Source organism: Mycobacterium sp., from assembly GCF_036273375.1.
Taxonomy (GTDB): Bacteria; Actinomycetota; Actinomycetes; order Mycobacteriales; family Mycobacteriaceae; genus Mycobacterium.
This window is the reverse complement of the sequence record NZ_DASUHS010000011.1, coordinates 15,562-31,710: the sequence shown is the minus strand read 5'-3', so window position 1 is coordinate 31,710 and position 16,149 is coordinate 15,562. Positions and strand designations below refer to the sequence as shown.

The window sequence follows — 16,149 nt, the reverse complement described above, 5'->3', positions numbered from 1 at the left end:
TCGTAAAGCCCTGACCAAGCCGGACTTTACGGTTGAGCGGATATCTGGTCAATGATGTTGGCGGCCATGCGCGACGCCGCGAGTGGTCGATCGTATGAGGTGTCCGTCCTGTCATGGCGGGGCGTGCGGGTCCCGGGCATCATGGCTATGGCCTCGTCGGTCCGCCGCTTGACCTGATCGCGCAACTCGTCATCCACTATCACTCCCTCGGGGTTCGGGGAATGCGACCTCGGCATTGTCCGGCATCGGGCTGACACCCCGTCGCTCACACACTTCCAGCACCTCATCGACGATCGATGCGGGCACGATGAACTTCTCCGTCGATGACATCTGCTCGAGATGCGCCTCGATGTCCTCGGCCGTTGGCCGGCTCTCGGCGTCGGCGAGCCAGCCTTCGGTGAGGCCGACGAACACACGTGCATAGCGGCCGGCGGCCGCGGAATAGTTGCGGTGAGTGAATGTGCATGCGGTGCTGGCCAGGAAGGTCACCAGTGGCACGACAAGCTCGGGCCGGATGGCTTGCATAAAGCCGGATTCGGCGAGAAACTTCTCGTCGCCGACCGTCTCGGTGACCATCCGAGAGAAACCGGTGGGCATAACGGAATTGGCGAGTATCCCGTGCGCCTCGCCTTCGATGGCGATGACGTTCGTCAATCCGACCAATCCGGCCTTGGCCGCCGCATAGTGAGCCTCCATCGGCTGGCCGAAGATTCCGGCGGAGGACGAGATGAACACGAATCGTCCGCCCCCGTTGTTCTTCATCACCCGATACGCGGGCTGGGACAGGTGAAAGCCACCGTCGAGATGCACGCGCAGCATCCGCGTCCAGTCGTCGTGCGAGAGGTCCTCGAAGGGCACGCTGCCGAAAATGCCGGCGTTGCTGACGACGGCGTCAAGGCGCCCGAATGAGTCCACCGCCGCATCGACGATCGCCTGACCGCCCGCCGGGTTGTCCACGGAGTCGTACGAGGCGATCGCGGTGCCACCGGCCTTCTTGATCTCCTCCACCACATCGTCGGCCACGCCGGAGTCGGAACCGTCGCCGCGCATCGAGCCGCCGAGGTCGTTGACGACCACGACGGCCCCGCGGCGGGCCAGGTCCAGGGCGTACAGCCGACCGAGTCCCCGACCGGCCCCGGTCACCACCGCCACCTGGCCGGTGAAGTCAATCATCGTGCGCTCCTGATTCATTGACTGCTGTGCAGCCGGACTTTACGGTGGAACAGATATTTGGTCAACAATCCGGAGGTTGAACGTGGGGGACGACGCCGGTGCCGACCGATTGCAGGCCCTGGGCATGCTCGCCTCCGCGCTGGCGGGCCGAGCCGTCGCGGTCGCCGGGCTGTCAGCGGGTGAACCGGCGTGGACCGACGGCCAGACCATTTGCGTCGATGCCGCCGCGGCCCCGAACGCGCAACTGAAAGCCGTAGCCGTGCAGGCCTCGCTGATCGCGGCCGGCAGCCTGGAGCCCGATGTGGTGGGCGCCTTGGTTCGGCACCGCAAGCTGGCCAAGCGTTACCTGAGGATCGAAGGCCACCGCGCACTGGTCGCGAATGCGCCTTTGCTGCCAAGTGTTTTGGCGTCGCTGGGTGACCGCGACATCGCGGGTCGCAGCGATTCACCCCATGCGTCGCTCGCCATTGCCGCCTCACCGGTGGCGCTCGAGGACCCGGCACCGGAGTTCGGCGTCATCCGTGCGACAAAGGTGATTGCCGCGTGCGCGCGGGTGGCGAAACAAGACGAAGAAGCGAAGCCCGGGCACGTCCCGCGGCACAGTGGCGCAACGGAACTCGAGGAACTCGACGACGGCGAAGTGGACGACTCCGACGATCCCGACCTGTTCACCAGCCCGGTTGGCGGGGGCGGATTCATCGGCAAGTGGTTGAAGAAGATGCTCTCGTCCGCGCGCAAGACCGGAAGTGGCGGCGGCCCGCCCGGCGCGGACAACCCGACCCACCGCACCAACTCCGGCAAGCCCGGCGCATACGCCGTCACGTCGCTGGCCTCGACCTCCGGCGACGACGGGGACGCCGATCCCGACGGACATACCGCCGCGGACGGCGTGCGGTATCCGGAATGGGATGTCGCGCGCAAGAGCTACCGGCCGGCCTGGTGCACGGTGCGCGAGGTCGAGCCGCAGATCAACGCGTCGGCCACCCAAGCCATCGACGACGCCATCGGGGTCCGGCGGCCGCTGTCGCGGCTCGGCATGGGTCTGCACCGTCGCCACCGGCAGGCGCAGGGCGACGACATCGACATCGACGCCGCCGTGGAAGCCCGGGTCGAAGTGCGGGCCGGATCGGTGCCCGACGAGGCGGTGTACCTGGACAGCCTCCGGCGCCGGCGCGACCTGTCGGTGCTGCTCCTGCTCGACGTGTCGGGCTCGGCGGCCGAACCCGGCACGGTCGGGCGCACGGTGCACGAACTACAGCGTGCGGCGGTCGCCAACCTGACCGTGGCCTTGCACGATCTCGGTGACCGCGTCGCCCTGTACGCCTATTACTCGCAGGGCCGGCGCGCGGTGAGCATGGTGCCGGTCAAGCGGTTCCACGACCAGCTGAACGCCCAGGTCATCAGGCGGCTCAACAGCCTGGAACCCGGCGCGTATTCGCGCCTCGGCGCCGCGATCCGCCACGGTTCGGCGATCTTGGAGGCGCGCGGCGGTACGTCACGGCGGCTGTTAGTGGTGCTCTCCGACGGACTGGCCTACGACCACGGATACGAGCGGGCTTACGGTGCCGCGGACGCGCGCCGCGCGCTGACCGAGGCCCGCCGCCGGGGGACCGGCTGCGTATGCCTGACGATCGGCGCCGGAACCGACGTGCAATCGCTGCGCCGGGTGTTCGGCAGCACCGCGCACGCGACGATCGCGCGACCCGATCAGCTCGCCGGCGTCATCGGACCGCTGTTCCGCTCCGCGCTGCGCTCGGCGGAGGTTCGCCGCAGGGCGTCGGTGATGCCAAGTCCCAGAACGCCATTGGCGCGCCGGAGCGCCGTCGCCACCGGTCCCGCCACTTGAAACAAACATCTGTTCCGGCTAGGCTCCAATCGCCGGAAGCAGCAGAAGGGAAGCTATGGCCAACGAGTCCGGGCTTGCTTACTTCAACCGAGGGACCCCCGAAGGGGAGCCCGTGCGGCCCTACTACCAAGCGGTCGGCAGCGAAGAGGCCGTTTTCAAGGCCGCCTACCGGCAGGGCCTCGCGCTGGTCCTGAAGGGTCCGACGGGGTGCGGCAAGACTCGATTCGTCGAGGCAATGGCCCACGACCTCGGGCGCCCGCTGATCACCGTCGCCTGCCACGACGACCTCACCACCGCCGACCTGGTCGGCCGCTACCTGCTGCGCGGCGACGAGACCGTGTGGGTGGACGGCCCGCTGACCCATGCGGTGCGTGAAGGGGCGATCTGCTACCTCGACGAAGTGGTGGAAGCCCGGCAGGACACCACCGTGGTGCTGCACCCGCTCGCCGACCACCGGCGACAGCTGCCGATCGAGAGACTCGGTGTCACGCTGGACGCGGCGCCCGGATTCGGCCTCGTGGTGTCCTACAACCCCGGCTATCAGAGCGTGCTGAAGGATCTCAAGGATTCGACACGGCAGCGGATGGTGGCCATCGAATTCCATTTCCCCACCCCCGATATCGAAGAGGGCATCGTCGCACACGAGGCTGGCGTGGACGGGTCCACCGCGGCGGAGCTGGTCCGTTTCGGGCAGGCCATCCGCCGACTGGAGACTGGCGGGCTGCGTGAGGTCGCCTCGACGCGGGTGCTGATTGCCGCGGGCAGGCTGGTCGCCGAAGGACTGAGCATGCAAGAGGCGGCCCGGGCCGCGATCGCGGGCCCGCTCACCGACGACGTGGCGGTGGGCAAGGCGCTGGGCGAAATGATCCAGATTTACCTGGCGACCGACGAGTTCGGCGGGTCCGATGATTGACGCTGCATAACGCGCCCGCTAGGGTCTGAACAAATATTAGGTTTTTTCGGATCGGCGCGCGCAAAACCAGTCACCTGGGAGGTCGGATGTCCTACGAGAGCAGCGCAGAACCGATCAAGGTCGGCTATCTGATGGACTTCACGCTCCCGCCGGGCTTTCCCGAGGAGCTGTTTGCCTCCTTCACCCAGACTTTCGACCTCATCTTCGAAGAGGCGGTCGCCGACGGCCTGATGGACCGTCCCGTGCAGATGATCTACCGCGAGGTGGAGGGCCTGCCCAAGGGGTCGGTCAAGGCGGTGATCGATGCATATGGCGAACTGGTCGACGAGGGCTGCCTAGTTGTCTACGGGCCGAACATCACCGATAACTGTGTGCCGTTGCGAGAAGCGATCGAGGAACGGTTCAAGGTGCCCGCGATCAGCGTGACCGGCACCGACGACTGGTTGGGCGAGTGGACATTCGCCTTCCCCCAGGGATCGATGACCGACGAGCCGATCTTTTTGGCCGACCTCATCGCCAAACGCGGACTCGCCGAGATCGGAGTACTGGTAGAGCAGAGCCTCATTGGTGAGAGCTACCTGAAGAATCTTCGAAGTGCCTGTCGGCGCAAAGGCATTCGCATCGTGGCGGAAGTTGCAATCGCCCAGACTGCTCAGGACATCAACGCCGCGGTCCAGACGCTTCATGAGGCAAAGGCCGAGGCGATCGTGCACCTGGGATTCGGATTCGGCATCGTGTTCATCAACCCGGCGCTCGAGGCCCTCGGTTGGGACCCACCCCGCTTCACCACCACCGCGTGGCAGAACGCCTGGGTCAACCCGATCATGTGGAACGCGTTCATGGGCTGGACCGGTGTCGACCAGTACGACGAGGCGAACCGGATCGGCCAGGACTTCCTCGACACCTATGCGAAGAAGTACAACGGCAGTCGCCCCGAGTTCTGCGTGACCGTGGTGAACCGCGACGTCGCCGCGACACTTGCGCGCGCGTTTACCGACGCTCATCCGCTCAGCCCGCGCGGCGTCAAGGAGGCCCTGGAGCGGGTCAAGATGATGCCCGCCGCGTCGGGGGCACCGGGGACTCGGGTGTCGTTCGGCAAATGGACCCGCCGCGCCTGGATGGGTGCCGGGTATCTGGTGGCACGCACCCTCGATGCCGACGGTGTCAACTCGCATCTGGTCGATCGCTTCGGAGAGGAAGGCTGACTCTTGAGCACGAACCCGTCCACCGAACAAACCACCCCGCCTGCCGCGCAGGAGGAACCGGCCGGCCCGCAGCGAAACGGCAAGCGCAGCTGGGGCGGTTGGATCGCCGGCGCAGCACTGGCCGCCTTCGCGCTGTTCTTCATCGCCAATTGCCGTGTGGCCCTTGACCCTCGGGTCGCGAACCCCAATGTGCAGGGCCGGCCGCGGCCGGTGAAGTTCACGTTTGGGCTGGACTACATCGCCTTCTTGGACTGGGCCACGGTCGTGGCGCTGATCGTGCTATTGATCGTCTTCATCAGGGGCTGGCGCCGCAATCCCGGCGGCCCGGTGATGTTGATGTTCTTGTGCACCACGCTGATCGTGTGGCAGGACCCGATCATGAACTGGTCACCGTTCGCGGTCTACAACCCCGATCTCGTTCACTGGCCGGAATCCTGGCCGCTGGTGTCGTTGTCACCGACGGTCGAACCGTTCGTGGTCTTCGGTTACGTGATGTTCTACTTCGGGCCCTACTTCCCAGCGGTCTGGCTCCTGCGCAGACTGCAGGCAAAGTACGGGCCCACGAGCTACCTGTCGCGGCATCCCTTGGTCAGCCTGGGTCTGATCACCCTCGTAATCGGTTTCGTTTTCGATGCCTTCCTGGAAAACATCCTGATCCACTGGGGCATGTACATCTACTCGCAGGTGATCCCGTGGGGATCGGTGTTCACCGGCACCACATTCCAGTTCCCGCTGATCTGGGAATCGTTCTCGGTGTGCTTCGTGATGGTGCCGGCCGCAATCCTCTGCTACCGCGACGACACCGGCAAGTCGGTGGCCGAAAAGCTTGCCGCGAAAGCGAAGCTGTTCCCGACGCGCCCGGTGCTGGGCACCTTCCTGGTGATGTTCGTCATCATCAACGTGTCCTACTTCGCCTACGGTGGCTGGTTCTGGGCGATCAAGGTCAGTCATGCCGCCACTTCGGTCGCCTGCCCCTGGCCCTATCCCGAAGCCAAAGTCTATGATCCGCAAGGCTATTACGAGAAGGCGGGCGCGCAGGGCCCGTACTCGGTAGGCATCTGGTCGACCTGGGCGAGTGGGGAGCCCAATGGCCGGCCGCAAGTCCAACCCCCGCCGCCCGGTCAAGGCGCCTGTGCAACCCAGGGCAAGAATGGCTGAGCCGCGCACGGTCGTCATCACCGGCGCGTCACGCGGGCTGGGCTTCGCCTCGGCGGTGCGGATGTACCGGGAGGGGTGGCGCGTGGTAGCGGCCATGCGCACTCCCGACCAAGGAATGCCTCTGCTGCGCGAGGCAATTGGGGAACAGGGGCCGGCCGCTCCTGACGACGACCGGTTGATCGGCGTCCAGCTCGACCTGACCGACAGCGCGTCCATCGCCGCGGCGGCCAAAACAATCGAAGAAGCCGTGGGTGCGCCGTACGCACTGGTGCACAACGCGGGAATCTCGGCCGCCGGAATGGTGGAGGAGACCGACATGGCGCTGTGGCAGCGAATGCTCGCCACCAGCGTCCTGGGCCCGGTCACGCTCACCCAGGCTCTGCTGCCGTTGATGCGGGCGGCGGGCCAAGGGCGCATCGTCCTGGTTTCCAGCGCGGCCGGGGTGCGGGGCCAGCCCGCCACCGCACCGTACTCGGCGGCCAAGGGGGCGCTGGAGCGGTGGGGGGAATCGATGGCGTGCGAGATCGCGCCGTTCGGTCTCGGCGTCACCGTCCTGGTGGCCGGCACTTATGACACCGAGATCATCACCGACGCCGGCACCACCGATGACCGAAACTTCAACGGCCCGTACGCCCGCCTGCACAACACCATGAACAGCCGCGGGCGCTTCGCGATGAAAATGGCACGGCCACCGGAGCGGTTCACCGACGGTCTCCTCAAGGCGATCGACGATCGGGGTGCATTCCGCCGCCGAGGTATTGGCCCGGACGCCTCGATGCTGTTGGTGGCCAACAGGATCCTGCCGGCGTCGGGCATGCACCATATGTCGCGGCTCGTGCTGGGCATACCCAAGCAGGGCTCGATGCGGGGCGGGGCGTGGCCGTTGACGACAAGTCAAAGGGCGATGGTCTTCGTCGCCCGTGTTCTTCCGCAGCCGGTACTGCAGCGCTTGGCCGCGGTAGCGGGGCGGTTCTCGTCGCAAAAGAATGCGGCACCGCAAGGGGATTAAAGGGGCAATCATGGAACAACTATTCGACGACCTAGCGGATTTCGGCGCCTTCGACGACGCGATATCCGGTGACGTGCGTGACCCGTACACCGAATTGGCGCGGCTGCGCCACGAGGAACCGGTGCAGCGGCTCGACACGTCGGGAGCGCTTCCGCACGAGGAATCGCTGCCGATGTTCATCGTGTATCGCCACGAGGACATCCAGCAGATGCTGCGCGACAACGAGACGTTCTCCTCGGCCGCGGTCATCGCCGCATTCGGCCCCGTGCTGGGTGACGGCGTGATGCTCGGCATGGACGAGCCGATCCACGGCCGGTTGCGTTCATTGGTATCGAAAGCGTTCTCGCAGAAGTCATTGGCGCGCTGGCAGGACGAGTTGGTCGGCCGCGTGGCGAACGGCCTGATCGACAAGTTCGCGCCCAATGGCAAGGCCGATCTGGTCAAGGAATTCACCTTCGACTACCCGAGCCAGATCATCGCGGGATTGCTGGGCTTGCCGGAAAAGGATTACCCACAGTTCCAGCGGTGGTCGATTTCGCTGCTGAGCTGGCTGATGAACCCCGAACGCGGGCTTGCGGCCTCAGCCGCCCTGTGCGACTACTTCGCGCCGATACTCGAGGCGCGCCGGGCCGAGCCGAAGGACGACCTGATCAGCGCCCTCGGTGCGGCCGAGATCGACGGGGAGAAGCTCGCCGACGAGGAGATCTTCTCGTTCCTTCGGCTGCTACTCCCAGCCGGCGTCGAGACGACCTACCGATCACTCGGCAGCCTGCTTTTGGCGCTGCTGTCGGATCCGGCGCAGCTGGATGCCATCCGCGCGGATCGGTCATTGCTGCCACAGGCGATCGAGGAGGGTGTGCGCTGGGAATCACCGCTGTTGACCATCACCCGGGTGGCGACTCGCGACACCGAACTCGGCGGCGTGGCGATCCCGGCCGGGGCGACGGTGATGCCGATGCTCGGTTCGGCGAACCGGCAAGAGGATCGCTATCCCGATCCGAATACGTTCGACATCCACCGAGAGGCCCGGGCGCATCTGGGCTGGGGACACGGCGTGCACGTGTGCCTCGGCATGCACCTGGCACGGCTCGAGATGCGCACCGCCATCAACCTTCTGCTCGACCGGCTGCCGAACCTACGGCTGGACCCCGACGCGGGCGACCCCCATATCCGCGGCCAGGTCTTCCGGTCACCGACGTCGGTTCCGGTGCTGTTCGACCCCCAATAACCGGCCCCGGCCGAGGCTCCACTTGCCAATCGGCTAGTTTCCAGTAAGGCTCCCCGTAGGGTAACCACCGCTCTGCGAGCCGCCCCTCTACCGAGTCAGAAGAGAGTGACAGATATGACTGAGGCTGTAAAGGTCCGCTTCGAGCCGAAGATGATGATCGACGGCAAGCTCGTCGACGGGCAAGCCGGCACCTTCACCAACATCAACCCGGCGACCGAGGAGCCGCTCGGCGAGGTCGCCGACGCCTCGAAGGAGGATATGCACCGGGCCATCGACGCCGCCCGGCGCGCCTTCGACGAGACCGACTGGTCGACCGACAAGGCGCTGCGCAAGCGTTGCCTGCTGCAGCTGCACGAGGCGATCGAGTCCGAGATCGACGAGCTGCGCGAGGAGCTCATCCTCGAGGTCGGCTCGCCCCGGGCCATCACGTTCGGCCCCCAGCTCGACGCGCCACTGGAAGACGGGCTGAAGTACCCCGCGCGCCTGATCGACGAGTACGCCTGGGAGACCGACCTCGGCGACAAGGTCATCAGCCTCACCGGCACGCTCACGACCCGCAAGGTCTGGCGCGAACCGGTGGGCGTGGTCGGCGCGATCGTGCCGTGGAACTTCCCGTTCGAGGTCACTCTCAACAAGCTCGGCCAGGCGCTGGGCACCGGCAACACCGTTGTACTCAAGCCGGCGCCCAACACGCCGTTCAATGCGAACCGGCTCGGGCGACTGATCGCCGAAAAGACCGACATCCCCGCCGGCGTCGTCAACGTCGTCACCGCGTCGGATCACTTCGTGGGCGAGGAGCTCACGCTGTCGCCCAAGGTCGACCTGATTTCGTTCACCGGCTCCACGGTGGTCGGCAAGCGGATCATGGAAAAGGGCGCCGCCACCATGAAGCGGCTGTTCCTCGAACTCGGCGGCAAATCGGCCACCATCGTGCTGGAGGACGCCGACTTCGGGACGGCGTGCATGGTCGGCATCGCGCCGTGCATGCACGCCGGGCAGGGTTGCGCCAACCCGACCCGGTTGCTGCTGCCGCGGTCCCGTTATGACGAAGGCGTGGAGATCCTCAAGAACATCTACGAGAACGTCACGTGTGGCGACCCGCAGGATCCCGGAACGCTGTGCGGCCCGGTGATCTCGCAACGGCAGTACGAGCGGGTGACGGGCTACATCAAGAAGGGCGTCGAGGAAGGTGCCACCGCGCTGGTCGGCGGTCCCGACGCCCCGACCGGTTTCGACAAGGGATATTACGTCCGCCCAACGCTTTTCACCAACGTCGACAACAAGATGACCATCGCGCAGGAGGAGATCTTCGGGCCGGTGCTGTCGGTCATTCCGTTCGACGACGAGGAAGACGCGATCCGGATCGCCAACGACAGCGTATACGGGTTGGCCGGCAACGTGTTTGCCGGTTCTCTCGAGCGTGCGCTGTCGGTGACCCGCCGGATCAAGGCCGGCTTCATGGGCGTCAACGGCGGAGCTCCGTACGGTGCCGACACACCGTTCGGTGGCTATAAGGAAAGCGGTGTGGGACGCCAGAACGGTATTGCCGGATTCGACCAGTACACCGAGATCAAGTCGGTAGCGTACCCCGCCGGCTGAGATGGGCGCGACTTAGGCGCACCGCCCAAAGCGGCTGTGTCAGCGACCATTACGTGGCTTTCGAATCCGCTAGCACATGCGATAGCGCACTCGACGAAGCATTTGGCTACCTCGACTCGATACTCATGCGGCCATTGTGACCGCTGGGACGCGACCTTGGCGACCTCCGGCTAGCGGGCGAGAAGCACCCCGGGCTTCACCCGCCCAACCCCTTGGTTGACAATCAACGCAAGACTCCACTCTTTTCCAAGTCCACGTGTCAAAGGAGACAAGACCATGGCTGAAGCCGTCATCGTCGAGGCAGTGCGTTCACCGATCGGCAAGCGCAACGGCGGATTGTCCGGGGTGCACCCGGCGGACTTGTCCGCACAGGTGCTCAACGGCCTGGTCGACAAGGCCGGCGTCGACCCGGGCCTGGTCGACGACGTCATCTGGGGTTGCGTCATGCAGGCCGGTGAGCAGGCCCTCGACATCGGCCGCACCGCACTGCTGACCGCCGGCTGGCCCGAGACCGTCCCCGGCGTGACCGTGGACCGCCAGTGCGGCTCCAGCCAGCAGTCCATCCACTTCGCGGCCGCCGGCGTCATCGCCGGGCACTACGACGTCGTCGTCGCCGGTGGTGTCGAGTCGATGTCGCGTACCCCGATGGGCGCATCGCTGGCCAACGGTGGGCGGCCGTATCCCCAGGCCTTCCTGGATCGCTACGAAGGCCAGATCCCCAACCAGGGCATCGGCGCGGAGATGATCGCCGAGCAGTGGGGGCTCGACCGCACCGCGCTCGACCAGTTCTCCCTCGATTCCCACGAAAAGGCCGCTGCCGCACAGGATGCCGGCGTCTTCGATGACCAGATCGTCGGTATCAAGGATCAGGACGGCAACGTGGTGCTCAAGGACGAAGGCATCCGCCGCGGCACGCCGATGGAGAAGATGGCCTCGCTGAAGCCGGCTTTCAAGGAAGACGGCGTGATTCACGCCGGCAACTCGTCGCAGATCTCCGACGGCTCGGCGGCGATCCTGTTCATGTCCGCCGAGAAGGCCAAGGAATTGGGGCTCAAGCCGATCGCCAAAGTGCACACCGCGGCCCTGGCCGGCGCGGACCCGGTGATCATGCTGACGGCGCCCATCCCGGCGACGCAGAAATTGCTCAAGCGCTCCGGGCTGTCCATCGGCGACATCGGCGCCTACGAGGTCAACGAGGCGTTCGCGCCGGTTCCGCTGGCCTGGCTCAAGGACATCGGCGCCGACGAGAAGAAGCTCAACCCCAACGGCGGCGCCATCGCACTGGGCCACCCGCTCGGCGGATCCGGTGCCCGGATCATGACCACCCTGCTGTACCACATGCGGGACAAGGGAATTCAGTACGGTCTGCAGACCATGTGCGAGGGTGGCGGCCAAGCCAACGCCACCCTTGTGGAACTGTTGTGATCCAGGCGCCGGGGGCCCTGGCCGAGCGCCGGGGCAACGTGATGGTGATAACCATCAACCGGCCGGAAGCCCGCAACGCGGTGAACGCCGCCGTCAGCATCGGCCTCGGGGATGCGCTCGAAGAGGCGCAGCACGACCCCGAGGTGCGGGCGGTGGTGGTCACCGGCGCGGGCGACAAGTCGTTCTGTGCCGGGGCCGATCTCAAGGCGATCGCCCGGCGGGAGAACCTCTATCACCCGGATCATCCCGAGTGGGGCTTCGCCGGATACGTGCACCACTTCATCGACAAGCCCACGATCGCGGCGGTGAACGGGACCGCACTGGGCGGTGGCACCGAGCTGGCGCTGGCCAGCGACCTGGTGGTGGCCGACGAACGAGCGCAGTTCGGCCTCCCCGAGGTCAAGCGGGGATTGATCGCCGCCGCCGGTGGCATGTTTCGCATCGCCGAGCAGCTGCCGCGCAAGGTGGCGATGCGGCTGCTGCTGACCGGCGAACCGCTCACCGCGGCCGCCGCCTGCGAATGGGGCCTGATCAACGAGGTCGTCGCGCAGGGCACCGTGCTGGATGCCGCGCTGGTGCTGGCCGAGCGGATCACGGTCAACGCGCCGCTGTCGGTGCAGGCCAGCAAGCGGGTCGCCTACGGCGTCGATGACGGGGTCGTGGTGGGTGACGAACCGGGGTGGGAGCGCACCATCCGCGAGATGAAGGCCCTGCTCAAGTCCGAAGACGCCAAAGAGGGACCGCTGGCGTTCGCCGAGAAGCGGGAGCCGGCCTGGAAGGCGCGCTAGCGGTGACGATCGCAAGCGCGGCGCAGCCGGGCGCAGCGGGTCGCCCACCATCAGGACTAGTGACGATCCGCTAGCCCGCCAGGATGTTGACGCCGCGGCCGAACGCCGCGGGTAGCAGCGTGCACGTCGGCACGACGGCGCGTCGCACCGCCCGCTGCCTGCCGGCCAGCACCAGCCCGCGGGTGAGCAGCCGGTAATCGCGGGTGATCCGGTGCCACGCCCGCTCGTAGGACGCCGGCGTCTCGTTGACGATGGCATCGACGGCCGCGGCGGACTGCTTGAGCGCCAGGCTGATGCCCTCGCCGGTGAGCGCGTCCTCGTAGCCGGCCGCGTCCCCGACCAGCAGTACCCGCCCCGCGACCCGGCGGGAGACCACCTGTCGCAACGGGCCGCAGCCGCGGGGGTGTCCCGAGCCGGCGCCGCGCAGCTGGCGGGCCAGCCGCGGGAACCAAGCCAGGTCGGGCCGGCCACGCGACAGGATCGCCACACCGACCAGATCGGGCTCGACCGGGGTCACGTACGCCTCACCCCAGCGCGACCAATAGACCTCGACGAATTCCGACCATGTCGGCACCCGGTAGTGCCACCGCACCCCGTAGCGCCGCGGCGTCCCCGGCGTCACGGTGATTCCAGCGGCGCGCCGAACTTGTGAATGCAGCCCGTCCGCCGCCACCAGCCATTTCGCGCGCACACCGGCGGCCGAGACGCCGTGGGCGTCTTGCGCCACACTCGTCACCCGCGTGCGGATCCAGTCGGTGTCTTCCTCTTTCGCGCGCGCGGCCAGCGCCGCATGCAATGTGGTGCGACGCACGCCGCGCCCCGGCCCGTTGTGAAAGCGCGCCTGGGCGCGCCGTCGTTCACTCACGTAGGCGATTCCCTGAAAAGGCATGCCGACAGGATCCACACCCAGCGAGGTCAGTTCGGCCAGTCCGCCGGGCATCAACCCCTCGCCACACGCCTTGTCGATCGGGCTGTCCCGCGGCTCGGCCACGATCACCGAAAGTCCAAGACGTCGAGCGTGTAACGCAGTGGCCAGCCCGCCGGGGCCGCCGCCGACGATCAACAGGTCCGCGTCGTAATCCGTCACGTGTAACCCAACGCGGAGTTCTCCACCTGCAGGCGCACCCTGAGCAGCGCGGCGTTGGCCAGCGTGAAAACGGCGGCGGTCAGCCACGCCGTATGCACCAACGGCAACGCCAACCCCTCAGCCACCACTGCAACGTAGTTCGGATGGTGCAGCCAGCGGTAGGGACCCTGGCGCACCAGCGGAGCCCGCGGCAAAACGATCACCCGGGTGTTCCACCGCCGCCCCAGCGTCGTGATGCACCACCAGCGCAATGCCTGGCTGGCCACCACCACCGCCAGCATCGGCCAGCCCAGCCATGCGATGAACGGCCGGTGCAGCGCCCACGGTTCGACCAGGCAGCCGACCAGCAACCCGGTGTGGATGATCACCATGACCGGATAGTGGGATCGGCCAAACTCCTTGGCGCCCTGGGTGAACGACCAGCGCGCGTTGCGGGTGGAGACCACCAGCTCTGCGACGCGCTCGAGTCCGACCACCAGCACCAGCAGGTAATACATGGCTACAGTCTTCACCAGCTCTACCAGGTCGGCAGCACCAGCTCGGAACGCCGGCCCATAGGCCGATCGACCCCGTCGGCGGGATGCGATGTCGGTCGGCGCGCGGATGGCGTCACTTTGGGTATAGCGGTTGGGTGGAAACTTCAACGCAACGCCGGCAATGGACGGACTTTTCAGCGCAACGCCCGGCGAGCCGGCGAAATCATCGCTTCGCCGATGGCCCATGTCGGGGTGACGGCGCCGCCGCGCCGTCGGTTCAAATGCCCGCCGCGCTACCGGGCCGCTCGGCGCTATTGCCCGACCCCTTCGCACGCCGCGAGCGGCCTGCATCGTCGTCGGGCTAGGGTCGGGGTATGCGTGCTCTGGTCACCGGTGCCACCGGTTATGTGGGATCGCGCCTGGTCACCGCGCTGCTGGACGATCAGCACAAGGTGGTGGCGGCGACGCGAAACCCGGAGCGCCTCAAGCGTTTCGGCTGGTTCGACGACGTCGCGACGGTGAAATTGGACGCCGCCGACCCCGAGACACTGGCCTCCGCGTTCGCCGGTTGCGGGCCCGTTGACGTGGCGTATTACCTGGTGCACGCGATCGGGCAGCCCGGATTTCGCGACACCGACAAGACCGCGGCGGCGAACTTCGCGGCGGCGGCTCGCGAGGCCGGGGTGCAACGCATCGTCTACCTGGGTGGCTTCGTGCCCGCCGATGAAGACTTATCCGAGCACTTGACCAGCCGGGCCGAGGTGGCCGAGGCGCTCACCATCCCGGACGGCCCGGAGCTGGTATGGCTGGGCGCGGCGATCATCATCGGCGCCGGCTCGACCTCGTTCGAAATGATGCGCTACGTCGGCGACCGTTTCCCGCTGATCCCGATCCCGAGCTGGATGGACAACCCGATCGACCCGATATCCATCCGCGACGTCCTGCACTATCTCGTCGCCGCGGCCGATCGTGACCTAGTGCCCGCCGGGGCGTACGACATCGCCGGCCCGGACACCACGTCCTACCGGCACCTGCTCAAGGCGTACGCGCGCGTCTCCGGCCGCTGGCATACCGGACTGCCGGTCGGCAGGATCGACACCACGCTGGCATCGCTGATCACGGGCGTCGCACTACCGGTGCCGCCGGGGCTGGCCGGCGATCTGGTCGGATCGCTGGACCACCCGATGGTGGCATCCGCCAGCGGGCTGCGCGATCGCGTTCCGGACCCGCCCGGCGGCCTGCTCGGCGTCGACGAGTCCATTGCCCTGGCCCTGGCCGGCCAGTCCACGCACCGACCGCGTCCCGTCAACGCGCTGGCCGATCCGCACCACCTCGCCGACACCGATCCCGCCTGGGCCGGCGGTGACGCGCTGCGCATCCGCCGACTCGCCCGGCGGGTCACCCCGTCGGTCGTGCGGCCGACCCTGGGGCTGGTGAACTTGGTCCCCGGTCCGGTGGCCGGAGCGGTGCGCACCGGCCTCGACATCCTGATCGCCCTGACCCCGAAGGTGCGTCCCGCATGACCCAGTCGACGAGTCAGTATCACACCGGCGCCTTCACGGAGCTACGCCGTGCGGTCACTAATGTAGCTGTGCCCCACAATGAATCACCCGGCGTCGTGCGGCGCCGGCGGGTCATCGTGGCCATCACGGTGGTCCTCGGGGCCGCGGTGCTCGGGTTCTCGTTGCGGCGCCATCCCGGGGATGCAAGCTTCTACTGGCTGACGCTGGTGCTGGCGGCGGTGTGGACCGCAGGAGCCCTGGTCTCCGGTCCGCTGCACCTGGGTGGCATCTGTTGGCGGGGCCGAAACCAGCGGCCGGTCATCACCGGGACGACGATCGGCCTCCTGCTCGGTGGGGCTTTCGTGGTAGGCGGGCTGATCGTCCGGCAGATCACACCCGTGTCGGAGTTGATAACCCGGGTGCTGCTCTACGCCCACCACGGGTGGTATCCGGTGATCGTGGCGATCACGCTGATCAACGGCGTCGCCGAGGAAGTTTTCTTTCGCGGCGCGCTCTACACCGCCCTGGGCCGATATCACCCTGTTGTGATCTCGACCGTGCTCTATACGTGCGCGACGCTGGCCAGCGGCAACCCGATGCTCGGCTTCGCCGCGATCATTTTGGGGACGGTGTGCGCGTTCGAGCGCCGGGCCACCGGCGGTATCCTGGCGCCGGTGCTCACCCACTTGGTGTGGGGCCTGATCATGGTTCTTGCGCTGCCCCCGATGTTCGGTGTCTGA

Annotated in this window: 15 protein-coding genes; 11 read left to right on the top strand and 4 right to left on the bottom strand. The window is 67.0% G+C overall.

What is annotated here, in order from left to right; all coding sequences use genetic code 11:
- Positions 1 to 26: 26 nt before the first annotated feature.
- Both VFW69_RS01325 and VFW69_RS01320 read right to left on the bottom strand, forming a co-directional pair.
- Positions 27 to 197, bottom strand: coding sequence for a hypothetical protein (locus VFW69_RS01325; RefSeq protein WP_526497366.1), 171 nt, complete (start codon positions 195 to 197; stop codon positions 27 to 29).
- Entirely contained in the window at positions 190 to 1,173 is a 984-nt protein-coding gene (locus VFW69_RS01320; protein WP_526497364.1) for an SDR family NAD(P)-dependent oxidoreductase, read from the bottom strand. Before VFW69_RS01320 ends, VFW69_RS01325 begins: the two co-directional genes overlap by 8 nt.
- Positions 1,174 to 1,255: 82 nt before the next feature.
- Between VFW69_RS01320 and VFW69_RS01315 the strand changes: the two genes are divergently transcribed.
- From VFW69_RS01315 to VFW69_RS01275, 9 genes are all read left to right on the top strand, one after another.
- Entirely contained in the window at positions 1,256 to 3,019 is a 1,764-nt protein-coding gene (locus VFW69_RS01315) for a nitric oxide reductase activation protein NorD (protein WP_526497475.1), read from the top strand.
- 55 nt (positions 3,020 to 3,074) lie between these two features.
- Positions 3,075 to 3,932 carry an AAA family ATPase gene (locus tag VFW69_RS01310; RefSeq protein ID WP_526497362.1) on the top strand — a complete coding sequence of 286 codons (858 nt, stop codon included), beginning with the start codon at positions 3,075 to 3,077 and terminating at the stop codon, positions 3,930 to 3,932.
- A gap of 86 nt (positions 3,933 to 4,018) precedes the next feature.
- Positions 4,019 to 5,137 carry an ABC transporter substrate-binding protein gene (locus VFW69_RS01305; protein ID WP_526497360.1) on the top strand — a complete coding sequence of 373 codons (1,119 nt, stop codon included), beginning with the start codon at positions 4,019 to 4,021 and terminating at the stop codon, positions 5,135 to 5,137.
- Positions 5,138 to 5,140: 3 nt separating this feature from the next.
- A complete protein-coding gene (locus VFW69_RS01300; protein WP_526497358.1) occupies positions 5,141 to 6,295 on the top strand; it encodes a spirocyclase AveC family protein in 1,155 nt (384 codons plus the stop codon).
- A complete protein-coding gene (locus VFW69_RS01295) occupies positions 6,288 to 7,304 on the top strand; it encodes an SDR family oxidoreductase (RefSeq protein ID WP_526497356.1) in 1,017 nt (338 codons plus the stop codon). Before VFW69_RS01300 ends, VFW69_RS01295 begins: the two co-directional genes overlap by 8 nt.
- A 10-nt stretch (positions 7,305 to 7,314) precedes the next feature.
- Complete coding sequence (locus VFW69_RS01290; protein ID WP_526497354.1) at positions 7,315 to 8,532, top strand: cytochrome P450; 1,218 nt, start codon at positions 7,315 to 7,317, stop codon at positions 8,530 to 8,532.
- A gap of 114 nt (positions 8,533 to 8,646) precedes the next feature.
- Positions 8,647 to 10,131 (top strand): aldehyde dehydrogenase family protein, encoded by a 1,485-nt coding sequence (locus tag VFW69_RS01285; RefSeq protein ID WP_526497352.1) that lies wholly within the window; start codon positions 8,647 to 8,649, stop codon positions 10,129 to 10,131.
- A 276-nt stretch (positions 10,132 to 10,407) separates the two neighbouring features.
- The gene (locus VFW69_RS01280) at positions 10,408 to 11,556 is read left to right on the top strand and encodes a thiolase family protein (protein WP_526497350.1); all 1,149 of its coding nucleotides are present in this window, start codon (positions 10,408 to 10,410) and stop codon (positions 11,554 to 11,556) included.
- Positions 11,553 to 12,344 carry an enoyl-CoA hydratase/isomerase family protein gene (locus tag VFW69_RS01275; protein ID WP_526497348.1) on the top strand — a complete coding sequence of 264 codons (792 nt, stop codon included), beginning with the start codon at positions 11,553 to 11,555 and terminating at the stop codon, positions 12,342 to 12,344. Before VFW69_RS01280 ends, VFW69_RS01275 begins: the two co-directional genes overlap by 4 nt.
- A gap of 70 nt (positions 12,345 to 12,414) precedes the next feature.
- Here VFW69_RS01275 and VFW69_RS01270 read toward each other — a convergent pair whose 3' ends face one another.
- A complete protein-coding gene (locus tag VFW69_RS01270; protein WP_526497346.1) occupies positions 12,415 to 13,431 on the bottom strand; it encodes an NAD(P)/FAD-dependent oxidoreductase in 1,017 nt (338 codons plus the stop codon).
- On the bottom strand, positions 13,428 to 13,928 hold the full coding sequence (locus VFW69_RS01265) for an isoprenylcysteine carboxyl methyltransferase family protein (RefSeq protein WP_526497473.1): 501 nt from the start codon (positions 13,926 to 13,928) through the stop codon (positions 13,428 to 13,430). The genes VFW69_RS01270 and VFW69_RS01265 overlap by 4 nt, the downstream gene beginning before the upstream one ends.
- Before the next feature lie 353 nt (positions 13,929 to 14,281).
- Here VFW69_RS01265 and VFW69_RS01260 point away from each other — a divergent pair, with 353 nt between their 5' ends.
- Both VFW69_RS01260 and VFW69_RS01255 read left to right on the top strand, forming a co-directional pair.
- Positions 14,282 to 15,430 carry an NAD(P)H-binding protein gene (locus VFW69_RS01260; protein WP_526497344.1) on the top strand — a complete coding sequence of 383 codons (1,149 nt, stop codon included), beginning with the start codon at positions 14,282 to 14,284 and terminating at the stop codon, positions 15,428 to 15,430.
- Positions 15,427 to 16,149 (top strand): CPBP family intramembrane glutamic endopeptidase, encoded by a 723-nt coding sequence (locus VFW69_RS01255; protein WP_526497342.1) that lies wholly within the window; start codon positions 15,427 to 15,429, stop codon positions 16,147 to 16,149. The genes VFW69_RS01260 and VFW69_RS01255 overlap by 4 nt, the downstream gene beginning before the upstream one ends.